This is a genomic window from Microbacterium arabinogalactanolyticum (genome assembly GCF_030268005.1).
GTDB classification, from domain to species: Bacteria; Actinomycetota; Actinomycetes; order Actinomycetales; family Microbacteriaceae; genus Microbacterium; species Microbacterium arabinogalactanolyticum.
The window spans coordinates 900,022-919,897 of record NZ_BRZC01000004.1; the positions used below are offsets into that span (position 1 = coordinate 900,022).

Here is a 19,876-nt window from a genome sequence, read left to right on the forward strand (position 1 = left end):
TGTGCTCCGGTCGTATGCGGGGAGGATGAGGGGGATCACGCAGGGAACCCGGAGAGAGCCGAGTATCCGAAGTCGCTGAGAATGGCCGTGGCGTTGATGGCACGGCTGCGCGGGGACAGTAGGAAGACGATCTGGGATGCGACCTCAGCAGCGGTCTGCACGGGATGCACGGCATCGTCGAAGCCGTCGACGCCGAGGTCGCGTCTGCTCATCGGCGTGTCGACGATGGACGGGGCGACGGAGTTCACCCGGATGCCTGTATCTGCGAGGTCGACGGCGAGCGCGCGGGCCAGCTGCGATACTGCGCCCTTCGACGCGCAGTATGCCGTCATCCCTGGTGAGGCGACGGTGGCGGAATCACTCGACAAGAACACGACCGATGCAGCGGATGCAGCCCGCAACGCGGGCAGTGTGTGCTTGACCATGAGGAACGGACCCGTGAGGTTCACGGCCAGTACGGCGTCCCACTCCGCCCGAGTGGTCTGCTCCACACCTCGGCCGATCGGGCCCGAGATACCGGCGCAGCACACCAATCCGTCGAGCCGACCGAATGCTTCCGAGACTGCCGATGCGACCGCGGCGACCTGCGTCTCCTCCGTGACATCGGCGTTGAGGGCGAGAGCCCCGCCGACCAGTCGCGCAGTCTCGGCCAGAGCCTCGGCGTCACGATCCAGCAGCGCGAGCCGCGCCCCCTCCTGCGCTAGCTCCACCGCGACCGCGCGCCCGATCCCGCTCGCGGCGCCGGTGACCAGGATCCGGGAGCCATCAAGCTGCAGCCGCATGTCTTCCTCCGTCGTGATGGCTGGGGATGCCACCGGGTTCATCCTGATCCCGTCCCAGGTGCTGGGCTGAGTGCTGCGGGCGCAGTGTGCACGCTCGCACCAGCGCCCTGCCCTCAGGATCAAGCGATCGTGTGAGCGTCCGAGCAGACTCGCCGTATGACCACGATGAACCCCTCTGACACGTCCACCTGGCTCCCGCTGGAAGGGCTCGCGCCCGGGTTCGACGCGTATCGGGCACCGCACTCGACAGCTCTGTCGGGCCGCACCGTCGACCTCGTCCAGCCCGACGGCACACGCATCTCACACCGCTTCACCGACCACCAGGTGGCTTGGGAGTACCGGCCCGCCGATGGGACGACGACCACGGCGTCCGAAGACGATTACGACGCCGTCGTCGTGGACGAGGGGCTGCTCTACGTCCAGTTCCATCCCCATCAGCACCTAGAGAAGGCGGTCTCTCTCGTCATCGACATGCGCCACGGCAGGGCTCTGTCTGCATTGGCGGAGATCGCCGAACCCGAGGCCGGGCACACCCGTGTGCGTCAGACGTTCACACCGTCTGAGATCGAGGGCGCCGAGGTGACGGGCGAGGCGCCGCATCCCAGCGCGGCGCTCATCGGCCGCCGGGTCGAGTGGGTCTACAGCCCCCAGCACGCGTACGAGCACATCTACCTGTCACCGCACTGGTACTCGTGGCAGTGCCTCGCGGGTCCCGAGCGAGGCCTGGCCGACACCGACGAGGCAAGCGTGTGGGAAGTACGCCCCGGTATCTACGTCTTCGCATGGCGCGAGAAGGTGATCCCCTGCGCATCCGTCACTGTCGCCGACCACCGCGACGCCCGTGCGATCCGCTCGCACGGCGTGCTGTTCGGTCTGGACGAGACCGGGGAGGTGCCCACGCATTTCACATTCGGTGCGCATGGGCGGTTGCTGTCCATGACGCAGCACACGCCGGAACTCGAGCCCGCGACGTTCGACGAGGCGTGAGATGAGCGGTCACGCCGACCTCATCGTCACCGGAACGATCCGCACCGTCGACCCCGCCCTTCCGCTGACCTCGGCACTCGCGGTCAAGGATGGCAGGATCATCGCGACCGGCGGCCTCGATGAGATCGACGGCCTGCGCGGTGTGTCCACCCGGATGCTGGACGCCGGCGACGGCGCGGTGTATCCCGGCTTCGCCGACGTGCACAACCATCACGCGCTGGCCGGGCGCACCGAGCTGTTCGAGCTCGTGCTGCCGCCGCAGCTCACGCTCGATCAGATCCTCGATCGAGTCCGCAGCCGTGCACGCACGCTGCCCGCGGATGCCTGGATCAACGGCGGCGTGATCGCCACCACCCTGCTGCCGGCGCTGTCGAGCACTGCGGTGCGGCACCTGCTGGACGAGGCCGCGGGCGGTCGTCCGGTGATGCTCGTGGAGGATTCTCGGCACAATCGCTGGGCCAGCACCCGGGCCCTCGAGCTGGCGGGGGTGTCCGCCGGCGCCGAGGGCGTGTTGTGTGATGACACGGACGGCACCCCGACGGGTGTGCTCCTCGAGGGCGCGAGTCTGCCGGTGCAGGAAGCGTACGACCGCGGTGGCGGACTCACTCCGCAGCAGCATGTCGCGGCGTCCCGCCGTGGGGTCGAGCTGCTGAACGCGAGCGGCGTGACGGCGTTCCAGGATGCGGGTGCGTCAGTGGACATCCTCGCTGCCCTCGCCGCCCTCGACCGCGACGATGCGTTGAATAGCTGGGTGGTGTCGTCGCTGCTCATCAACGACGAGATCTTCGGCTTCGATCCGATCGGCACACCGTTGCTGGACCGTGCTGAGCAGTTCCGGACCCCGCATCACCGCCCCGATTTCGTGAAGATCTTCCTCGACGGCGTCCCGCCTGCACGGACAGCATCCTTCCTGGAGCCCTATCTGCCGGACACCGCCCACGGCGCGCACTTCCACGGCACGACGACCATGGAGTTCGACGAACTGTACAGCTGGATGCGGGTGGCCGCCGAGCGCGGGCTGGGCGCGAAGGTGCACTGCACCGGTGACGGCTCTGCGCACCTGGTGCTCGAGGCGGCGGCACGACTGCGTGCGGAGGGGCTGCGAACGCCGATCCAGATTGCGCACGGGCAGTTCCTATCGGCATCTGACATCCCCCGGCTGGCCGAGCTCGACGTGGCCGCCGATGTGTCGCCGTTCATCTGGTTCCCCGGCGTGATCCCGCAGGCGCTCACCGAGGTGCTCGGCGAGCGCGCCGAGCATTCCCAGCCGAACCGTTCCCTGATCGACGCCGGCGCTCTGGTCGCCGGCGGCTCGGACTGGCCTGTGAGTGAGTCACCGAACCCACTGGAGGGGCTGCAGGGCCTGGTCACCCGCGCGGATCCGCTGCGCCGCGCCCCCGGCGTGCTGTGGCCTGAGCAGGCCATCACGGCCCAGGAGGCGCTGACGGTGTTCACGCTCAACGCCGCACGGGCCATGGGCCTGGGAGCGCAGACCGGGTCGCTGACACCGGGCAAGTCCGCCGACTTCGTCGTGCTGGATCGAGATGCCGTGGCAGGCCCGCCGGAGGAGATCATCGATGCCGAGGTCGTGTCGACGTGGTTCGCGGGTCGTGAGGTGTTCAGCAGGCACTGATGATCCACGCGTCGGCGGCCCCTCACCTTCGGTGCGGGGCCGCCGTCGCGTCCGGCTCAGACGATGCCGATGTCCTCCAGCAGGAATCGCGCGCCGCGCTCGGCGATCATGGCAGCCGGCGCATTGGTGTTACCGGTGGTGATCACGGGCATGACCGATGCATCGATGACGCGCAGGTGATCGACGCCTCTCACGCGCAGGCGGGGGTCGACGACAGCGTCCGCATCGGAACCCATCCGGCAGGTACCCACTTGATGGTGATAGGTGATGGCCGTACGACGCACCCAGTCGACGTCGTCGACGCCGGCCCCTGGGTACGCCTCGACGGCTCCCCAGGCATCGGCCAGCGCAGGCTGGGCGCCGATGCTGCGGCACTGCCGCACGGATGCCGCGAGGGCGACGACATCTCGCTCGTCGGCCAGCGCAGCCAGGTCGATCAGCGGGGGATCCGCGAGCCCCGCGCCCGAGAGGCGCAGCGAGCCGCGGCTGTACGGGGTGACCAGACCCGCCATCAGTGTGAAACCGTCGTCCGAGCCGTTCGCACCTGGACGGGGCTCGTGCTCGCCCCACATCGGAACCGAGAAATGGATCGGCTGGGTGTCGGGTTGGTCGAGACCCGCGCGACTGCGCCAGAACAAGTGGGTCTGCGTCACCGAGACACCGGGCCGCGGAGGGCCAACGGGCTGGCCCGTGGTGAAGATGACCGGAGAGAGCAGATGGTCGTGCAGATTCTGCCCAACGCCAGGAGCATCCTGCACGAGCGGAATGCCGAGAGCGTCCAGATCGTTGGCCGGGCCGATACCCGAGCGCATGAGGATCACCGGCGAGCCGAGGGCCCCGGCCGCCAGTACGACCTGATCGGCGCGCAGCTCCTGTGCATCCTCGCCCTCTCCGAACCGCACCCCGACGGCCCGACCGTTGTCGAGGATGATCGAATGCACCTCGCGATCGGTGATCACCTCGAGTCGATCGGCGACAGGCTGCGCGTACGCTGTCCAGGTGTTCACACGGCGCCCATCGCGCATCGTGACCTGCTCCTGCGAGATGCCGTCAAGGGTTCCGCCGTTGTAGTCAGGATTGCGCGGCACGCCTTCCTGCACCGCAGCGTGGACGATGGACTCCTGGATCGGGGTCAGAGCGTAGTCGTCGGTGATCGGAAGCAGGTCGTTCTCCATGGCGTCGAACACGGGCTCGACATCCGCCCAGGACCAGCCTGTCGCGCCCAGGCGCTCCCAGCCGTCGTAGTCGGATGCCGCACCGCGCACCCAGATCATGGCGTTGAGCGCGTGGGATCCGCCGGTGACCCGACCGCGTGGAAGGTGCAGGCGCCGCCCACCCGCGTGCTCCTGCGGAACAGTTCGGAAGTCCCAGTCCTCGACCGCGTGCCACAGCTCTCCTGCACGGGACGGGTCGTGAATCGCGGGATTGGTGTCGTAGCCGCCAGCCTCGACGAGCGCGACCTGTATGCCCGCGTCGGTCAGTCGTCGCGCGACAATGGATCCTGAAGTGCCCGCGCCGACGACGATCGCTGTCCGGATCATCATCTCCCCTTCCGTCCCGGCCCCGAGATCACCTGCGTGACCGCCACGGACTTCAGGCCCTCCACGCCGAACTCCAGCCCGTATCCGGAGCTCTTGATGCCCCCGAACGGGACCATCGGGTGCAGGCCGCCGTGCGAGTTGATCCAGACCGTCCCTGCCTGCATGCGCGCCGCCGCCTGCCTGGCGTCTTCCGGATCGCTCGACCAGACCGAAGAGCCCAGTCCGACGTCCACGCCGTTGGCCCAGGCGAACGCCTGGTCGACATCCGAGTAACGGATGATCGGCAGCGCGGGCCCGAACTGCTCCTGCTGAACGAGCCCGGCATCGTTGTCGATGTCGGCGACGATCGTGGGACGGTAGAACAGCTCGCCCAGGTCAGTGGCCGCGGCACCGCCGGTGACCACGCGTGCACCGCTCGCCCTTGCCTCCTCCACGAGCCCGCTGACGATGTCGAACTGCGGGCGGTTCTGCAACGGCCCGAGTACGTTGTTCTCGTCCAGACCGTTGCCCATCGGGGTGCTCTCGGCGATCTCGGCCAGGGCATCCACCACCTCGTCGTACACCGAGTCGTGCACGTACAGACGCTTCATGGCCGCGCACGTCTGGCCTGTGTTGATGAACGCACCCCAGAACAGATCCTGTGCGATGTCCGACACCTCGGTGCCAGGCAGCACGATACCGGCATCGTTGCCGCCGAGCTCGAGGGTGAGCCGTGCGAGGTTCCCGGCCGAGCTCTCGATGATCCGGCGTCCGGTGGCCGTCGACCCGGTGAACATGATCTTGTCGATGTCGGGGTGGGAGGCGAGCCGCGCACCCACGTCCCGCCCGCCCGAGATCGGGATGAGCACGTCGGCGGGGAGCACGTCGTTCATCACGGCGATCAGCGCCAGCACGCTCAGAGGCGTGTATTCGCTGGGCTTGGCTACCACCGTGTTCCCCATCCGGAGTGCCGGACCGATCTGCCAGATGGTGATCATGAGAGGCCAGTTCCACGGACCGATGGCGCCCACGACGCCCGCGGCACGGTACACCAGCTCGGCGTGCAGGCTCTCATCGTCGACGAGAACCTGAGACTCGAGCACCGTGGTTGCGTTGGTGCGCAGCCAGGCGGAGCATGCGCCCAGTTCGAACCGGGCGTTGGGACCGTTCAGCGGCTTGCCCTGTTCGCGGGAGAGCAGGTGGGCGAGCGCCTCGGCATTGGCGTCGATCGCGTCGGCCGCCTTCAGCAGCAGCGCGCTTCGCTCTTCATGCCCGAGCGTCTCCCACGCGTGCTGAGCGGCCCGTGCCCGCTCAATGGCTTGGTCGAGGTCGGCCACCGTGTGCGCAGGCGCGCGGCCGATCACCTCGCGCGTCGCCGCATCGGGGATCTCGCGTCCGGTGCCGTCCGGCGCCTGGACTCGGTCGAGCAGCACAGCGGCGGCTGCGGCGGCTGCGGCGGCTGATTCGGACATCGACGTCTCCTTCGTTCCAAGGCGGATGAGCCTCCTTCCCCATCATCAGGTGCAGAACGGGTGACGTGCTTGTCCGTCAGCGCGACGCAGATGTCCAGCCGCGAACGGCTGGTCTCAGTCGCGGCCGAAGTCCTCGAAGATCAGCGTGGTGCGGGTCGAGCGGATGAACGGGATGGCCTGGATGTCCTCCAGGACGATGCGCCGCAGATCGCGTGCGTCGCTGGCCCGCACGAGCAGGATCACGTCGAAGTCGCCTCCGACCAGCGCCATGTGCTCGATCTCCCGGATCGCCCGCAGCCGCGCCTGCACGTCCTGCCAACTGGACTGCTCGATGGCGAGCATGACGTAGGCAGATGCGTGATGGCCGAGCTGCACCGGATCGGTGCGCACCGTGTAGCCGGTGATCACCCCGGCATCCGTCAGCCGTTTGATGCGGGCGTGCGCACCGGCGCGCGAGATGTGCACGGCGTCGGCGATGGCCGTCATGGAGGTGCGCGCATCCCGGCGCAGCTCATCCAGGATCGCCCGATCCACGGCATCCAGATCCGACATCGTCACCCCTTTCGTTCCGTCAGCAGATCCTGACACTTCGTACGTATTCAGCCGATCGTACTGTCGAACGTCCACTCTTGGGTCACCCCTGTCGAACGATTGATGATTCCGGGGCACACTGTGCGAAGAGGTTCCGCAAGGAGGCGAACACCATGCAGCACGAAGACCTGCTCCCCCGCGACACTCCCGTCGCACTCATCGACAAGGACGGCGCGACCGTCTCCGACGAGCAGTACGCGCTGCCGGATGCCGAGACGCTGCAGCGTGCGTACCGCGGCCTCGTCGAGGGCCGTCGCATCAACGACCAGGCCTACGCGCTCGTGCGGCAGGGACGTCTCGCCGTGTACCCCTCCTCGCACGGTCAGGAGGCATGCCAGGTCGCCGCCTCCATGGTGCTCGGCGACCACGACTGGCTGTTCCCCACGTACCGAGACTCCGTCGCCGTGATCTCCCGCGGCGTGCGCCCGGCAGACGCCATGGTGCTGCTGAAAGGTGACTGGCACTCCGGCTACGACCCGGCCGAGCACCGCGTCGCCCCGCAGTCCACGCCCCTGGCCACCCAGCTGCTGCACGCCGTCGGCTTCGCGCAGGCCGCCAAGCATCGCGGCGAGGACACAGTGGTGCTCGCCCTGTGCGGCGACGGCTCCACCAGCGAGGGCGACTTCCACGAGGCGCTCAACTTCGCCGCCGTGTTCCACGTGCCGGTCGTGTTCTTCGTGCAGAACAACGAGTTCGCCATCTCGGTCCCCCTCTCCCGCCAGACCGCAGCGCCCTCGCTCGCGCACAAGGCGATCGGCTACGGCATGCCGGGGCAGCGCGTGGACGGCAACGACGTCGCAGCCCTGCTCGCCGTGCTCGGCGAGGCCGTCGACCGCGCACGCAGCGGCGGCGGCCCCTCGCTGGTCGAGGCGCACACCTATCGCATGCAGGCCCACACCAACGCCGACGACGACACCCGCTACCGCGACCGCGACGAGGTGAAGGCGTGGGCGGACCGCGACCCGCTCTCCCGGATGCAGGTCTTCCTGAGGGCCCAGGGTCTGCTCGACGACATCGCGCAGCAGACCATCGCCGACGGCGCCGAGACGATCGCCGCAGCGCTGCGCGATGCACTGAACGCCGATTCCGACCTCGACCCCGAGGACCTGTTCCGCTTCGTCACCGCCGAGCGCTCCCCTCAGCTCGAGGAGCAGTGGCAGCTGCTGCGCGGCGAGATCGAACGCGCATCCCTCACCGACGCTGGAGGCCACCGATGACCATGGCGAACGACATCGAGATCGAGACCCCGCACGTGGTCGGCACCATGACCATGGCCGCGGCGATCAACCGCGCACTGGCCGACGCCATCGCCGAGGACCCGGACGTGGTCGTCTTCGGCGAGGACGTGGGCGCGCTCGGAGGGGTGTTCCGCATCACAGACGGGCTGGCCGAGCGCTTCGGCGAGGACCGCTGCTTCGACACCCCGCTGGCCGAGTCGGGAATCATGGGCACCGCGGTCGGCATGGCCATGAACGGCATGCGTCCCGTCGTCGAGATGCAGTTCGACGCGTTCGCCCTCCCCGCCTTCGAGCAGGTGGTCAGTCATGTCGCGAAGATGGGTAACCGCACGCGAGGTGCCGTGCGGATGCCGATCGTCATCCGCATCCCGTTCGGCGGCGGCATCGGCGGTGTGGAGCACCACTGCGACTCCTCCGAGGCGTACTACGCGCACACCCCCGGGCTCACCGTGGTCTCACCGTCCACGCCGCAGGACGCGTACTCGCTGCTGCGAGCGGCGATCGCCTCCCCCGACCCGGTCGTGTTCCTGGAGCCGAAGAAGCTGTACTGGTCGAAGGGTGAGGTCGACACCTCCGTCACGGCCGACCTCGGCACCGCGCGCATCGCCCGCGAGGGCACGGATGTCACGGTCCTGGCGTACTCGGCCATGGTCCCCGTCGCACTCGAGGCCGCCGAGATCGCGGCATCCGAAGGGCGCAGCGTGCAGGTCATCGACGTGCGCAGCCTCTCCCCCTTCGACGACGCGACAGTGACAGCCGCCGTGCGCTCGACCGGTCGTGCCGTCGTCGTGGCCGAGGCGCCCGGCTACGTCAGCGTTGCGAGCGAGATCCAGGCCCGGGTGTTCGAGCGCTGCTTCGAGTACCTCGAGGCGCCGGTGCGTCGCGTCACCGGTTTCGACACGCCCTTCGCGCCGCCGAAGCTCGAGCACTGGTACCTGCCGGATGCCGATCGCGTCCTGGACGCCATCGACTCGCTGCACTGGGATGACGACGCGGAAGGCGCAGCACGATGAGCACCACGACCGCGCGGGTGTTCCGCCTGCCCGATCTCGGCGAGGGCCTCACCGAGGCCGGTCTCGTGCAGTGGCTCGTGAAGGTGGGCGACACCATCGCCACGGACCAGGCCATCGCCGAAGTCGAGACCGCGAAGAGCATCGTCGAGCTGCCCTCCCCGTTCGCGGGCGTCATCACGGCGCTGCACGGCGAGCCCGGCGATGTCATCGACGTCGGCGCCCCGGTGCTCGAGGTCGCCTCGGATGCAGCGGAGGCGCCGACGTCCGCCGCATCCGACACCACCGAGAAGGATGCCTATCGCGCCGAGGAGCGCGCCGGCTCCGGCTCCGGGAACGTGCTGATCGGCTACGGGACCACCGAGCGCACCGGCTCCGGCCGTCGCCGTCCTCGCGCGGCATCCGCTGCATCCGCCCAGCCCGCGACACCCGCCGCCGCTGTGCCCGCCGCTCCGGCGCCGACCGCGCCGGATGCCGCCGAGAGCACCACTTCCCCGCGCAGCCAGGCGGTGCAGTCGACGGCAAGCGGTGCGGTCGGAGCTGCATCCACGGCGAAGCACGCGCCGGTCGCCGTGCGATCGCCGCTGGTGCGCAGGCTCGCCCGCGACCTGGGCGTCGACGTGCACACGATCACGGGCACCGGATCCGACGGCGCGATCACCCGCGCCGATGTGCTGCGCGCAGCCGTCGACACAGCGGTGGACGGGGTCACCATCTCCGCCCCCGCCACAGCATCCCCCTCGCCCGCAGCATCCGCCGCGACGAACCGAGGCGAACTGGACGGTCTCGCGGTGCTCTCCCGGGAGCGGATGAGCCCGCTGCGCAAGGCCGTCAGCGCCAAGCTGTCACGCAGCCGCGCCGAGATCCCCGAGGCGACCGTCTGGGTCGACGTCGATGCGACCGAGCTGTGGAACCTGCGCGCGCAGATGGCTCCCCAGGGCGGCAAGGCGCCGTCGCTGACCGCCCTGATCGCCCGGTACACGCTGATCGCCCTGGCCGAGTATCCTCTACTGGCGTCGCGTCTGAGCGAGGACGCCACCGAGATCATCTCGTTCGAGGGTGTGAACCTCGGCATCGCGGCCGACACCGATCGCGGCCTGATGGTGCCGGTCATCCCGAAGGCCCACGTGCTCAGCGTCGAGGAGCTGGATGCCTCGCTGCGCGAACTGGCCGCCACAGCACGCGCCGGCGGTATGCCGCCCGAGCGGCTGCGCGGCTCGACGTTCACGCTCAACAACTACGGCGGCTTCGGCGTGGACGGCTCCACCCCGATCATCAACCACCCCGACGTGGCGATGCTCGGCATCGGCCGCATGATCGAACGCCCCTGGGTGGTCGACGGGGCGATCGTGGCCCGCCGCATCGCCCAGATCTCGCTCGTGTTCGACCACCGGGTGTGCGACGGCGGCTATGCCGCCGGCTTCCTGCGCCGCGTGGTGGAGCTCATCGAGCATCCGCTGCGCGCCTACGGCCGGGTCTGAACCGCGCTTCCGGACGGACAGAGGTGAGGGCTGATCGGGAATCCCGATCAGCCCTCACTCGTCAGCCGGCAGTCAGCGCGTGACAGTGCCACTCGCCCGCGCGGCGACGATCTCGATGCTCTGCGTGTCGAGCGGCGCACCCCGCGTCTCCTTCACGAGCGAGACCGCCACCAGCGACACGATCGTGATGACGAGGATGTACACGCCGATCGACCAGGAGGCGCCGGTGTTCTTGAGCAGCAGCTCGGCGATCAGCGGAGCGAACGCGCCGCCCAGGATCGCGCCCAGTGCGTAGCCGATCGAGACGCCCGAGTAGCGCACGTCCGCCGGGAACATCTCCGCGTAGAGCGCCGACTGCGGCCCGTAAGAGAGCCCGAGCCCGATGGTCAGCACGAACAGCGCGACGAAGTACAGCCCCACGTTGCCCGTGTCGATAAGGAACCACATCGGCACGGACCAGACGGCCAGCAGGCCGTACCCGATCTGGAAGGTCCGCACGCGTCCGATCCGGTCCGACACCCAGCCACCGGCCATGGTGAAGATCAGCCAGCCGAACGAGGCGAGGGTGGTCATCAGCAGCGCGGTCGGACGAGGCATACCGATGACGGTCGACACGTAGGTCGTGAAGAACGCGATGAGCAGGTAGCCGGCGGCGTTGTTCGCGATGAAGATCAGCGCCGTGAGGACGACCTCGCGCGTGTGGTGCTTGAACAGCATCGACAGCGGCGCGGAGGACTCCCGGCGACGTTCCTGCAGCTCCAGGAAGACCGGCGACTCCTCGACCGAGCGGCGGATGAGGTATCCGACCACGATCAGCACGATCGAGAACAGGAACGGCAGGCGCCAGCCCCAGGCGAGGAACGCCTCGGGGCCGATGGCGAGGTTCAGCACCCACATCGTGAAGGTGGCGAGGATCATGCCGACCGGCACGCCGATCTGCGGGTAGGCGCCGAAGAAGCCGCGACGCTCCTTCGGGGCGTGCTCGACGGACATCAGAGCGGCCCCGCCCCACTCGCCGCCGGCGGAGAAGCCCTGCAGCACGCGCAGGAGCACGAGCAGCACGGTCGCCATGATGCCGATGTCGGCATATGTCGGCAGCACGCCGATCAGCGAGGTGGAGGCGCCCATCAGGATGAGGGTGAGCACCAGCATCCGCTTGCGCCCGAGACGGTCGCCGAGGTGGCCCGCGATCACGGCCCCCAGCGGCCGGAACAGGAACGAGATGCCCAGCGATGCCCAGGACGCGATCTGGCCGCCGGTCGCCCCCAGCGGAGCGAAGAACAGCTCGCCGAAGACGAGCCCGGCTGCTTGGGCGTAGATGAAGAAGTCGTACCACTCGATGGTCGTGCCGACGAGTGTGCCGGCCAGGACCCGGCGCTCCTCGCGCCGTCTGTCGATCGTGTTCGCCATGGGGAACTCCGTTGTTCGGGTAGCGGAAACTGACCGTTGGGTCAGCAAATCGGGACACTACCGCATCCGGGGCCCGGGCCGCGCGCCTTTCGACCGGAAGATGTCGCCGTCGGGTTGCCAGCCGCGCGATGATCTGCCATCGTATTACTGAACGATCGGTCTGCTATTGGCGCCGAGCGCGCGCGAAAGGATGACGATGTCCGAGGCCTTCCTGGTTGATGGGATCCGCACGCCCGTGGGGCGCTACGGAGGCGCGCTCTCGAGCGTGCGCCCGGACGATCTCGCCGCGCTCGTCGTGGGTGAGACCGTCTCCCGATCCGGCGTCCCCCATGAGGCGATCGACGAGGTGATCCTGGGCGCGGCCAACCAGGCCGGCGAGGACAACCGCAACGTCGCCCGCATGGCGGTGCTGCTGGCGGGCCTGCCCGACACCCTCCCCGGAATCACCGTGAACCGCCTCTGCGCATCCGGCATGTCCGCGATCACGATGGCCTCCCAGGCCATCCGCTCGGGAGACGCCGACGTGATCGTGGCCGGCGGCGTGGAGTCGATGTCCCGCGCCCCGTGGGTGCAGGCCAAGCCCGACCGCGCGTGGGCCAAGCCCGGCGCGGCATTCGACACGTCGATCGGCTGGCGCTTCGCGAACCCCAAACTGGTCGCCCGCGACAAGGCCACCTTCTCGATGCCGGAGACCGCCGAGGAGGTCGCCCGCGTCGACGGGATCCGCAGAGCGGATGCCGATGCCTTCGCGCTGCTGAGCCACCAGCGCGCCCTCGCGGCGATCGACGCCGGTCGCCTCGCCGCCGAGATCGTTCCGGTCGAGACCGCCCGTGGCATCGTCGACACGGACGAGGGCCCGCGCCCGGAGACCTCGCTGGAGGTGCTCGCGAAGCTGCGCCCCGTGGTCGCAGGCGGAGAGGTCGTCACCGCAGGCAACGCCAGCTCCCTCAACGACGGCGCCTCGGCGATCGTGGTCGCCGGCGCGGATGCCGTGCAGCGCCACGGTCTGCGCGCCCGGGCGCGCATCGTCGCCTCGGCGACCGCGGCGCTCGCCCCCGAGATCATGGGCCTGGGTCCGGTGCCCGCCACCGAGAAGGCCCTCGCGAAGGCCGGACTCACCGTCGCCGACCTCGGCGCCGTCGAACTGAACGAGGCGTTCGCGACGCAGTCGCTTGCCAGCATCCGCCGCCTGGGCCTGGACCCCGAGATCGTCAACGCCGACGGCGGGGCGATCGCCCTCGGGCATCCGCTCGGCTCCAGCGGTTCGCGCCTGATCGTCACCCTGCTGCGCCGCCTCGAGGCGACCGGCGCCCGCTACGGCCTCGCGACCATGTGCGTGGGCGTCGGCCAGGGCACGGCCATGATCGTGGAGCGCCTGGATGCCTGAGTCCTCCGCCGCCGGTGCGCTGCTGCTGGAGCGCCGCGACGACCGCGTCGTCGCCACCCTGAACCGGCCCGAGAAGCGCAATGCGATCGACCAGGGCATGATCGACGAGCTGCACGCGCTGTGCGAGGAGCTCGAGCGCGATCCGCGCGTCCTCATCCTGATCGGAGCGGGCGGCGTCTTCGCCTCCGGAGCGGACATCGGGCAGTTGCGCGACCGCACCGCCGAGGATGCCCGTCGCGGCATCAACTCGACGGCGTTCCGCCGCATCCGCTCCCTGCCGATGCCGGTGATCGCCGCCGTCGACGGCTACGCCCTGGGCGGCGGCGCCGAGCTCGCGTACGCCGCCGACATCCGCATCGCCACCCCGCGCGTGAAGTTCGGCAATCCCGAGACGGGCCTCGGCATCATCGCCGCCGCGGGCGCCACCTGGCGGCTGCCCGAGATCGTCGGCCACGCCCGCGCCAGCGAGCTGCTCCTCACCGGCCGCATCATCGATGCCGATGAGGCGCTGTCGTGGGGCCTGGTGTCGTCGCTGCACGAGCCGGGCACGCTGCTCGACGCCGCGCACGCCGTCGCCGACCGCATCGGCGCGAACGGCGCCCGTGCCACCGAGCTCACCAAGCGCGCACTGCTCGCGCCGGCCGATCAGCATCCGGCGATCGAGCTCGAGGTGCAGGCCGAGCTGTTCGACAGCGATGAGAAGCACCGCAGGATGACGGCGTTCCTGGAGCGCCGCACCGCCACGCAGCAGAAGACGGAGAAGAACTCATGACCGTACCCGGAACCGTCGGGGTGCTCGGCGGCGGGCGCATGGGAGCGGGCATCGCACATGCGTTCCTGCTCGCCGGCTCCCGCGTGATCCTCGTCGAGCGTGATGCGGAGTCGGCGGATGCCGCCCGCGAACGCGTGCTGGCCAGCATCGCCACCTCGGTGCAGCGCGGCGACCTCTCAGACGCCGATCACGCCACGTCCTCGCTCTCGGTCAGCACCGACTTCGCCGACTTCGCGGCCGCGGCGCTCGTCGTCGAGGCCGTGCCCGAGGACCGCGATCTCAAGGCGGGCGCGCTCGCCCGGATCGAGGACGCCGTGGCCGCGGAGGCCGTGCTCGCCACGAACACCTCGTCGATCTCGATCGACGATCTCGCGGCATCGCTGGCCCGGCCCGACCGATTCCTCGGCCTGCACTTCTTCAACCCCGTCCCGGCCTCCAAGCTCGTCGAGATCGTGGTCGGCGAGCGCACCGCCAAGGACGTCGTCACCTCCGCCCGGGAATGGGTCACGACGCTGCGCAAGACGCCGGTCGTCGTACGCGACTCCCCTGGCTTCGCGTCCAGCCGGCTGGGTGTGATGCTCGCGCTCGAGGCGATCCGGATGCTGGAGGAGAACGTGGCGGATGCCGCGGACATCGACGCCGCCATGGAGCTGGGCTACCGCCATCCGATGGGACCGCTGCGCACGACCGACGTGGTGGGGCTCGACGTGCGGCTGGGGATCGCCGAGGAGCTGGCGCGCGAGCTGGGGCCTCGGTTCGAGCCCCCGGCGCTCTTGCGGCGCATGGTCGCCGAGGGGAAGCTGGGCCGCAAGAGCGGCGAAGGATTCTACGTGTGGAACGAGGAACGATGACCGACTATCTGCCCAGCTACGTCCAGGGCGCCTGGTGGACTCCGTCCGGTGCGCCGAAGGCGACCGAGGTCCGCGACGCCTCCACCGGCGAGGTGGTCACGCGCGTCTCCACGGAGGGCCTCGATCTCGCAGGCGCGCTCGAGTACGCCCGCACGACCGGGCATGCGAGTCTGGCCGCGCTCACCTTCCACCAGCGTGCCGTCCTGCTCAAGCGGTTCGCTCTCGCCCTGACCGAGCGCAAGGACGAGCTGTATGCGCTGTCGGCGCGCACCGGCGCCACGAAGGCGGACTCCTGGGTGGACATCGACGGCGGCATCGGCGTGCTGTTCTCTTATTCCGGAAAGGGCCGCCGCGAGCTGCCCAACAGCCGCGTGTACGTCGACGGCCCGGTCGAGCCGCTCTCGAAGGACGGCACCTTCCTCGGCCGCCACGTGTACACCACGCTCCCCGGCGTCGCCGTGCAGATCAACGCCTTCAACTTCCCGGTCTGGGGATCGCTGGAGAAGTTCGCACCGGCCTTCCTGGCCGGCATGCCCACGCTCGTGAAGCCCGCCACGCCCACCGGCTACCTCGCCGAGGCGATGGTGCGCATCCTCGTCGAATCCGGCCTGCTGCCGGAGGGCTCGCTGCAGCTGGTCAGCGGCAGCGTGCCCGATCTGTTCGACGACCTGCAGCTGGGCGACCTCGTCGGCTTCACCGGCAGCGCATCGACCGCCGAGTCGCTGCGCCGGCACCCCTCGGTGCAGACCGGCGGCGTGCGGTTCACCGCCGAGACCGACTCGATCAACGCCTCGGTGCTGGGCACGGATGCCACCGCAGGGACGCCGGAGTTCGATGCCTACGTGCGGCAGCTGGTCACCGAGATGACCACGAAGGCCGGGCAGAAGTGCACCGCGATCCGCCGTGCGATCGTGCCGACCGCTGCGGTCGATGACGTGATCGCGGCCGTGCAGGCCCGTATCGCCGAGAAGACCGTGCTGGGCGACCCGCGCGCCGAGGGCGTCACCATGGGCCCTCTGGCGTCGACTGCGCAGCGTGACGAGGTGCTGCGGCAGGTGCAGAAGCTGCAGGATGCCGGCGGCCAGGTCGTCGTCGGCACCATGGCAGCCCCCGAGGTTCGCCTGGCCGACGGCAGCACCGGCGTCGCACCGGACGGAGCGTTCGTCTCGCCGGTGCTGCTGCGCTTCGATGACGCGCAGGCGGACGCCGTGCACGGCGTCGAGGCGTTCGGACCCGTCTCGTCGCTGCTCACCTACGACACCACCGCCCAGGCCGCGGCGCTCGTGAACCGCGGCGGCGGATCGCTCGTGACCAGCGTCGCCACGCACGACCCGGCTCAGGCCGTGGAGCTCGCGTCGCGCATCGCGCCGTTCAACGGCCGGATGCTGCTCCTCGACCGCGACGACGCCCGCTCCTCCACCGGCCACGGATCCCCGCTGCCCAACCTCGTGCACGGCGGGCCGGGGCGCGCCGGCGGCGGCGAGGAGCTCGGCGGCATCCGCGCCGTCCTGCACCACATGCAGCGCACCGCGGTGCAGGGCTCCCCCGAGATGCTCACGGCGCTGACCGGGGTGTGGCACGCCGGTGCGACCGCGCACGCCGATGGCCGGCATCCGTTCCGCAAGTCGCTCTCGGAACTGCGCATCGGCGACCAGATCGTGTCGGCGTCGCGTGAGGTCACCCTGGACGACATCGAGACCTTCGCGCACTTCACCGGCGACACGTTCTACGCCCACATGGACGAGAAGTCGGCCGCGGCGAACCCGTTCTTCCCCGGCCGGGTCGCACACGGCTACCTGCTCGTCTCATGGGCGGCCGGCCTGTTCGTCGACCCGGAGCCCGGCCCCGTGCTCGCCAACTACGGTCTGGAGAACCTGCGGTTCATCACACCGGTCTCCCCCGGCGACAGCATCCGCGTCGAGCTGACCGCCAAGCAGATCACCCCACGCGAGACTGACGAGTACGGCGAGGTGCGCTGGGATGCTGTGATCCGCAACCAGGAGGACGAGCTGGTCGCCACCTACGACGTGCTCACGCTGGTGAGCAAGGAGCCGGTCTCGGCGGAGGTGTCGGCATGAGGGCGATGATGCAGCGGGACGCCGCGTCGGCATCGCTGGGCATGGTGGTGGAGCTCGATGAGCCAGGGCGGGCCGTCGTCTCGATGCCGGTGCGCGAGGACATGCTCAACGGCTTCGCCATCACGCACGGCGGACTCGTGTTCACGCTCGCCGACACGGCGTTCGCGATCGCCTGCAACGAGGACGAGCGCGTGACCGTCGCCGCCGGCGCGGACATCACCTTCCTCAAGTCGACCGGTGCCGGCCAGACCCTGACGGCGACCGCGGTGAAGCGCGTCGTCAGCGGACGCACCGGCCTGTACGACGTGACGGTGACCGACGAGACCGGCGAACTGGTCGCCGAGTTCCGCGGCCGATCCATCACCACCAACCGCGCCGCCGAATGACGCGCTGACCCTCACCCGGAGCACCAGATGTCGACGATGACAGCACCCGCAGCAGACCAGCTCGACCCCGCCGAGCGACTCTCCCGGCCGGAGCTGGAGGCGCTCCAGCTGGAGCGCCTGCAATGGACCGTCCGCCACGCCTACGAGAACGTGCCGCACTACACGCGCAAGCTCGACGAAGCCGGCGTCTCACCCGACGACATCCGGTCCCTCGCCGACGTGCGGCTGCTGCCCTTCACCACCAAGGAGGATCTGCGGCAGAACTACCCGTTCGGCATGTTCGCCGTGCCGATGGAGCAGGTGCGCCGCGTGCACGCCTCATCGGGCACGACGGGCCGCCCGACCGTGGTCGGCTACACCGACGCCGACCTGTCGAACTGGGCCGACCTCATCGCCAGATCGCTGCGCGCCTCCGGCATCCGCCCCGGCATGAAGGTGCACAACGCCTATGGATACGGCCTGTTCACCGGCGGGCTGGGCGCTCACGCCGGCATCGAGCGGCTGGGTGCGACAGTCATCCCGATGTCGGGAGGTCAGACCGCGCGACAGGTGCAGCTCATCCAGGACTTCCAGCCGGATGCCATCCTCTGCACGCCCAGCTATCTCCTCACGATCGCCGACGCGATGGAGGAGGCGGGCATCGACCCGAGATCGACATCGCTGAAGATCGCGGTGCTCGGCGCCGAGCCGTGGACCAACGAGATGCGCGCCGAGCTGGAACGTCGCCTGGACATCGACGCGCTGGACATCTACGGCCTGAGCGAGGTGATGGGCCCTGGCGTCGGAAACGAGTGCGTCGAGACCAAGGACGGCCCGCACATCTGGGAGGACCATTTCCTCCCCGAGGTGGTCGACGAGAACGGGCAGCCCCTGCCCGACGGAGAGATCGGCGAGCTGGTGTTCACCTCGCTGACCAAGCAGGCGTTCCCGGTGCTGCGCTACCGCACGCGCGACCTGACCCGCCTGCTTCCCGGGACCGCGCGACCGGCGATGCGCCGCATGGAGAAGGTCACCGGGCGCAACGACGACATGATCATCCTGCGCGGCGTGAACATCTTCCCCACCCAGATCGAGGAGCTCGTGCTGGGAATCGAGCAGCTCACCCCGCATTTCGTCATCGAGCTGACCCGCGAGGGCCGGATGGACGCCATGGCGGTGCGCATCGAACGGCACCCGAGCCTGGAGCGCGACGTGTGCGAGGCTGCGGCGAAGGTGCTGGCCGAACGCATCAAGACTCACGTCGGCTCCAGCGTCGCGGTGCGACTGGAGGAGCCCGGAGCGCTCCCGCGCAGCGAGGGCAAGTACAAGCGGGTGTACGACCTGCGCTGATCCGACTATCGCGGATAGGTGATATCGCGCATCCGCGATAGACTGCCGATGTGAGCCGAGCCGGGGAGATGATCCGTCTCGCACGGAGCGAGAGCGGTCTGACTCAGTCCGCCCTCGCTCAGCTGGCAGGCGTCCCTCAGAGCGTCATCAGCGCCTACGAGAACGGACGGCGCGAGCCGTCTTTCGCCGCTGTCGACCACCTCATCTCCGCCGCGGGCCTGACTGTCGAGGTCGTTCCGCATCCGCCATCGAAAGAACGGATGCTGCCGCGCGTCCGCGCTCGTGCTGCGGAACTGCGCAGTGCACTCGAGCCGCTCGGCGCCCGTTCGATCCAGGTCTTCGGCAGCGTCGCCCGCGGTGACGACACGGCCACCAGCGATGTCGACCTGCTGGTCGACATCGCACCGGACGTCGGAATGTTCAGTCTGCTTCGGATGCAGAGCGAGGCGGAGGCGATTCTCGGCCGAGCGGTGGATCTGGTCCCCCGCGGAGGCTTGAAGCCCGAGGTCGCCGAGACCGCGCTGCGCGAGGCGATCCCGCTGTGAACCGCCGAGCAGACAGTCGACTCGAGGACATCGCCGCCGCGTGCGATGCGATCAGCAGATACATCCGCCGCGCCGATATGGACGATGAGATCGTCTTCGACGCGATCCGGATCCGGCTGATCGAGATCGGCGAAGCGGTGAAGGACCTCAGCGTCGATGTCACAGACCTCGAGCCCGAGGTGCCCTGGAAGGACATCGCCCGAATGCGCGACCACCTCGCGCATCGGTACTTCGACACGACACATGCCATCGTCGACGCGACCGCGCGACACGATGTTCCCCTCCTCGCCGCCGCTGTACGGCGGCTCCTCGGAGACGCTTCCTCGAAGGCCTGAACAAGCGAGCCTTACTCTCCAGGACGAGACTTCGCGTCGTGACGCCGGTCCCATGCTGGAACGGAGGTT

Annotated in this window: 18 protein-coding genes; 13 read left to right on the forward strand and 5 right to left on the reverse strand. The window is 69.4% G+C overall.

Annotated elements, in window-relative coordinates; all coding sequences use genetic code 11:
- Nucleotides 1–35 precede the first annotated feature (35 nt).
- Nucleotides 36–782: an SDR family NAD(P)-dependent oxidoreductase gene (locus tag MIAR_RS08790; protein ID WP_285634312.1), complete on the reverse strand. Its 747-nt coding sequence runs from the start codon at nucleotides 780–782 to the stop codon at nucleotides 36–38.
- 156 nt (nucleotides 783–938) lie between these two features.
- Here MIAR_RS08790 and MIAR_RS08795 point away from each other — a divergent pair, with 156 nt between their 5' ends.
- Together MIAR_RS08795 and MIAR_RS08800 are read left to right on the forward strand one after the other, a co-directional pair.
- Nucleotides 939–1,769, forward strand: a complete 831-nt coding sequence (locus MIAR_RS08795; protein WP_285634314.1) for a molybdenum cofactor biosynthesis F family protein — start codon at nucleotides 939–941, stop codon at nucleotides 1,767–1,769.
- Between the two features lies 1 nt (nucleotide 1,770).
- Nucleotides 1,771–3,402, forward strand: coding sequence for an amidohydrolase (locus MIAR_RS08800; protein WP_285634317.1), 1,632 nt, complete (start codon nucleotides 1,771–1,773; stop codon nucleotides 3,400–3,402).
- Between the two features lie 56 nt (nucleotides 3,403–3,458).
- Here the strand turns inward: MIAR_RS08800 and MIAR_RS08805 are convergent, their stop codons facing one another.
- From MIAR_RS08805 to MIAR_RS08815, 3 genes are all read right to left on the reverse strand, one after another.
- On the reverse strand, nucleotides 3,459–4,946 hold the full coding sequence (locus MIAR_RS08805; protein WP_285634320.1) for a GMC family oxidoreductase: 1,488 nt from the start codon (nucleotides 4,944–4,946) through the stop codon (nucleotides 3,459–3,461).
- Nucleotides 4,943–6,394 carry an aldehyde dehydrogenase family protein gene (locus tag MIAR_RS08810; RefSeq protein WP_285634323.1) on the reverse strand — a complete coding sequence of 484 codons (1,452 nt, stop codon included), beginning with the start codon at nucleotides 6,392–6,394 and terminating at the stop codon, nucleotides 4,943–4,945. Before MIAR_RS08810 ends, MIAR_RS08805 begins: the two co-directional genes overlap by 4 nt.
- A gap of 114 nt (nucleotides 6,395–6,508) precedes the next feature.
- Nucleotides 6,509–6,946 carry an Lrp/AsnC family transcriptional regulator gene (locus tag MIAR_RS08815; RefSeq protein ID WP_285634326.1) on the reverse strand — a complete coding sequence of 146 codons (438 nt, stop codon included), beginning with the start codon at nucleotides 6,944–6,946 and terminating at the stop codon, nucleotides 6,509–6,511.
- Between the two features lie 152 nt (nucleotides 6,947–7,098).
- Here MIAR_RS08815 and MIAR_RS08820 point away from each other — a divergent pair, with 152 nt between their 5' ends.
- From MIAR_RS08820 to MIAR_RS08830, 3 genes are read left to right on the forward strand one after another with little or no spacing between them, the layout of a single operon-like run.
- On the forward strand, nucleotides 7,099–8,202 hold the full coding sequence (locus MIAR_RS08820) for a thiamine pyrophosphate-dependent enzyme (RefSeq protein WP_285634329.1): 1,104 nt from the start codon (nucleotides 7,099–7,101) through the stop codon (nucleotides 8,200–8,202).
- Nucleotides 8,199–9,236 (forward strand): alpha-ketoacid dehydrogenase subunit beta, encoded by a 1,038-nt coding sequence (locus MIAR_RS08825; RefSeq protein ID WP_285634331.1) that lies wholly within the window; start codon nucleotides 8,199–8,201, stop codon nucleotides 9,234–9,236. Before MIAR_RS08820 ends, MIAR_RS08825 begins: the two co-directional genes overlap by 4 nt.
- Nucleotides 9,233–10,714, forward strand: a complete 1,482-nt coding sequence (locus tag MIAR_RS08830) for a dihydrolipoamide acetyltransferase family protein (RefSeq protein WP_285634334.1) — start codon at nucleotides 9,233–9,235, stop codon at nucleotides 10,712–10,714. Before MIAR_RS08825 ends, MIAR_RS08830 begins: the two co-directional genes overlap by 4 nt.
- 72 nt (nucleotides 10,715–10,786) lie before the next feature.
- Here MIAR_RS08830 and MIAR_RS08835 read toward each other — a convergent pair whose 3' ends face one another.
- Nucleotides 10,787–12,124, reverse strand: a complete 1,338-nt coding sequence (locus MIAR_RS08835; protein ID WP_285634336.1) for an MFS transporter — start codon at nucleotides 12,122–12,124, stop codon at nucleotides 10,787–10,789.
- A gap of 196 nt (nucleotides 12,125–12,320) precedes the next feature.
- Between MIAR_RS08835 and MIAR_RS08840 the strand changes: the two genes are divergently transcribed.
- The 8 genes from MIAR_RS08840 to MIAR_RS08875 are packed head-to-tail and all read left to right on the forward strand — an operon-like array spanning nucleotide 12,321 to nucleotide 19,807.
- A complete protein-coding gene (locus MIAR_RS08840) occupies nucleotides 12,321–13,511 on the forward strand; it encodes a thiolase family protein (protein WP_285634339.1) in 1,191 nt (396 codons plus the stop codon).
- Nucleotides 13,504–14,283, forward strand: a complete 780-nt coding sequence (locus MIAR_RS08845) for an enoyl-CoA hydratase/isomerase family protein (protein ID WP_285634342.1) — start codon at nucleotides 13,504–13,506, stop codon at nucleotides 14,281–14,283. Before MIAR_RS08840 ends, MIAR_RS08845 begins: the two co-directional genes overlap by 8 nt.
- Nucleotides 14,280–15,134, forward strand: a complete 855-nt coding sequence (locus MIAR_RS08850) for a 3-hydroxyacyl-CoA dehydrogenase family protein (RefSeq protein WP_285634345.1) — start codon at nucleotides 14,280–14,282, stop codon at nucleotides 15,132–15,134. The genes MIAR_RS08845 and MIAR_RS08850 overlap by 4 nt, the downstream gene beginning before the upstream one ends.
- Nucleotides 15,131–17,212 (forward strand): phenylacetic acid degradation bifunctional protein PaaZ, encoded by a 2,082-nt coding sequence (paaZ, locus tag MIAR_RS08855; RefSeq protein ID WP_285634348.1) that lies wholly within the window; start codon nucleotides 15,131–15,133, stop codon nucleotides 17,210–17,212. Before MIAR_RS08850 ends, paaZ begins: the two co-directional genes overlap by 4 nt.
- Nucleotides 17,209–17,598: a hydroxyphenylacetyl-CoA thioesterase PaaI gene (paaI, locus tag MIAR_RS08860; protein WP_285634351.1), complete on the forward strand. Its 390-nt coding sequence runs from the start codon at nucleotides 17,209–17,211 to the stop codon at nucleotides 17,596–17,598. Before paaZ ends, paaI begins: the two co-directional genes overlap by 4 nt.
- A gap of 27 nt (nucleotides 17,599–17,625) precedes the next feature.
- On the forward strand, nucleotides 17,626–18,927 hold the full coding sequence (paaK, locus tag MIAR_RS08865) for a phenylacetate--CoA ligase PaaK (protein WP_425561569.1): 1,302 nt from the start codon (nucleotides 17,626–17,628) through the stop codon (nucleotides 18,925–18,927).
- A gap of 50 nt (nucleotides 18,928–18,977) precedes the next feature.
- Nucleotides 18,978–19,472: a helix-turn-helix domain-containing protein gene (locus tag MIAR_RS08870; protein WP_285634357.1), complete on the forward strand. Its 495-nt coding sequence runs from the start codon at nucleotides 18,978–18,980 to the stop codon at nucleotides 19,470–19,472.
- The gene (locus MIAR_RS08875) at nucleotides 19,469–19,807 is read left to right on the forward strand and encodes a HepT-like ribonuclease domain-containing protein (protein WP_285634360.1); all 339 of its coding nucleotides are present in this window, start codon (nucleotides 19,469–19,471) and stop codon (nucleotides 19,805–19,807) included. The genes MIAR_RS08870 and MIAR_RS08875 overlap by 4 nt, the downstream gene beginning before the upstream one ends.
- Nucleotides 19,808–19,876 lie beyond the last annotated feature (69 nt).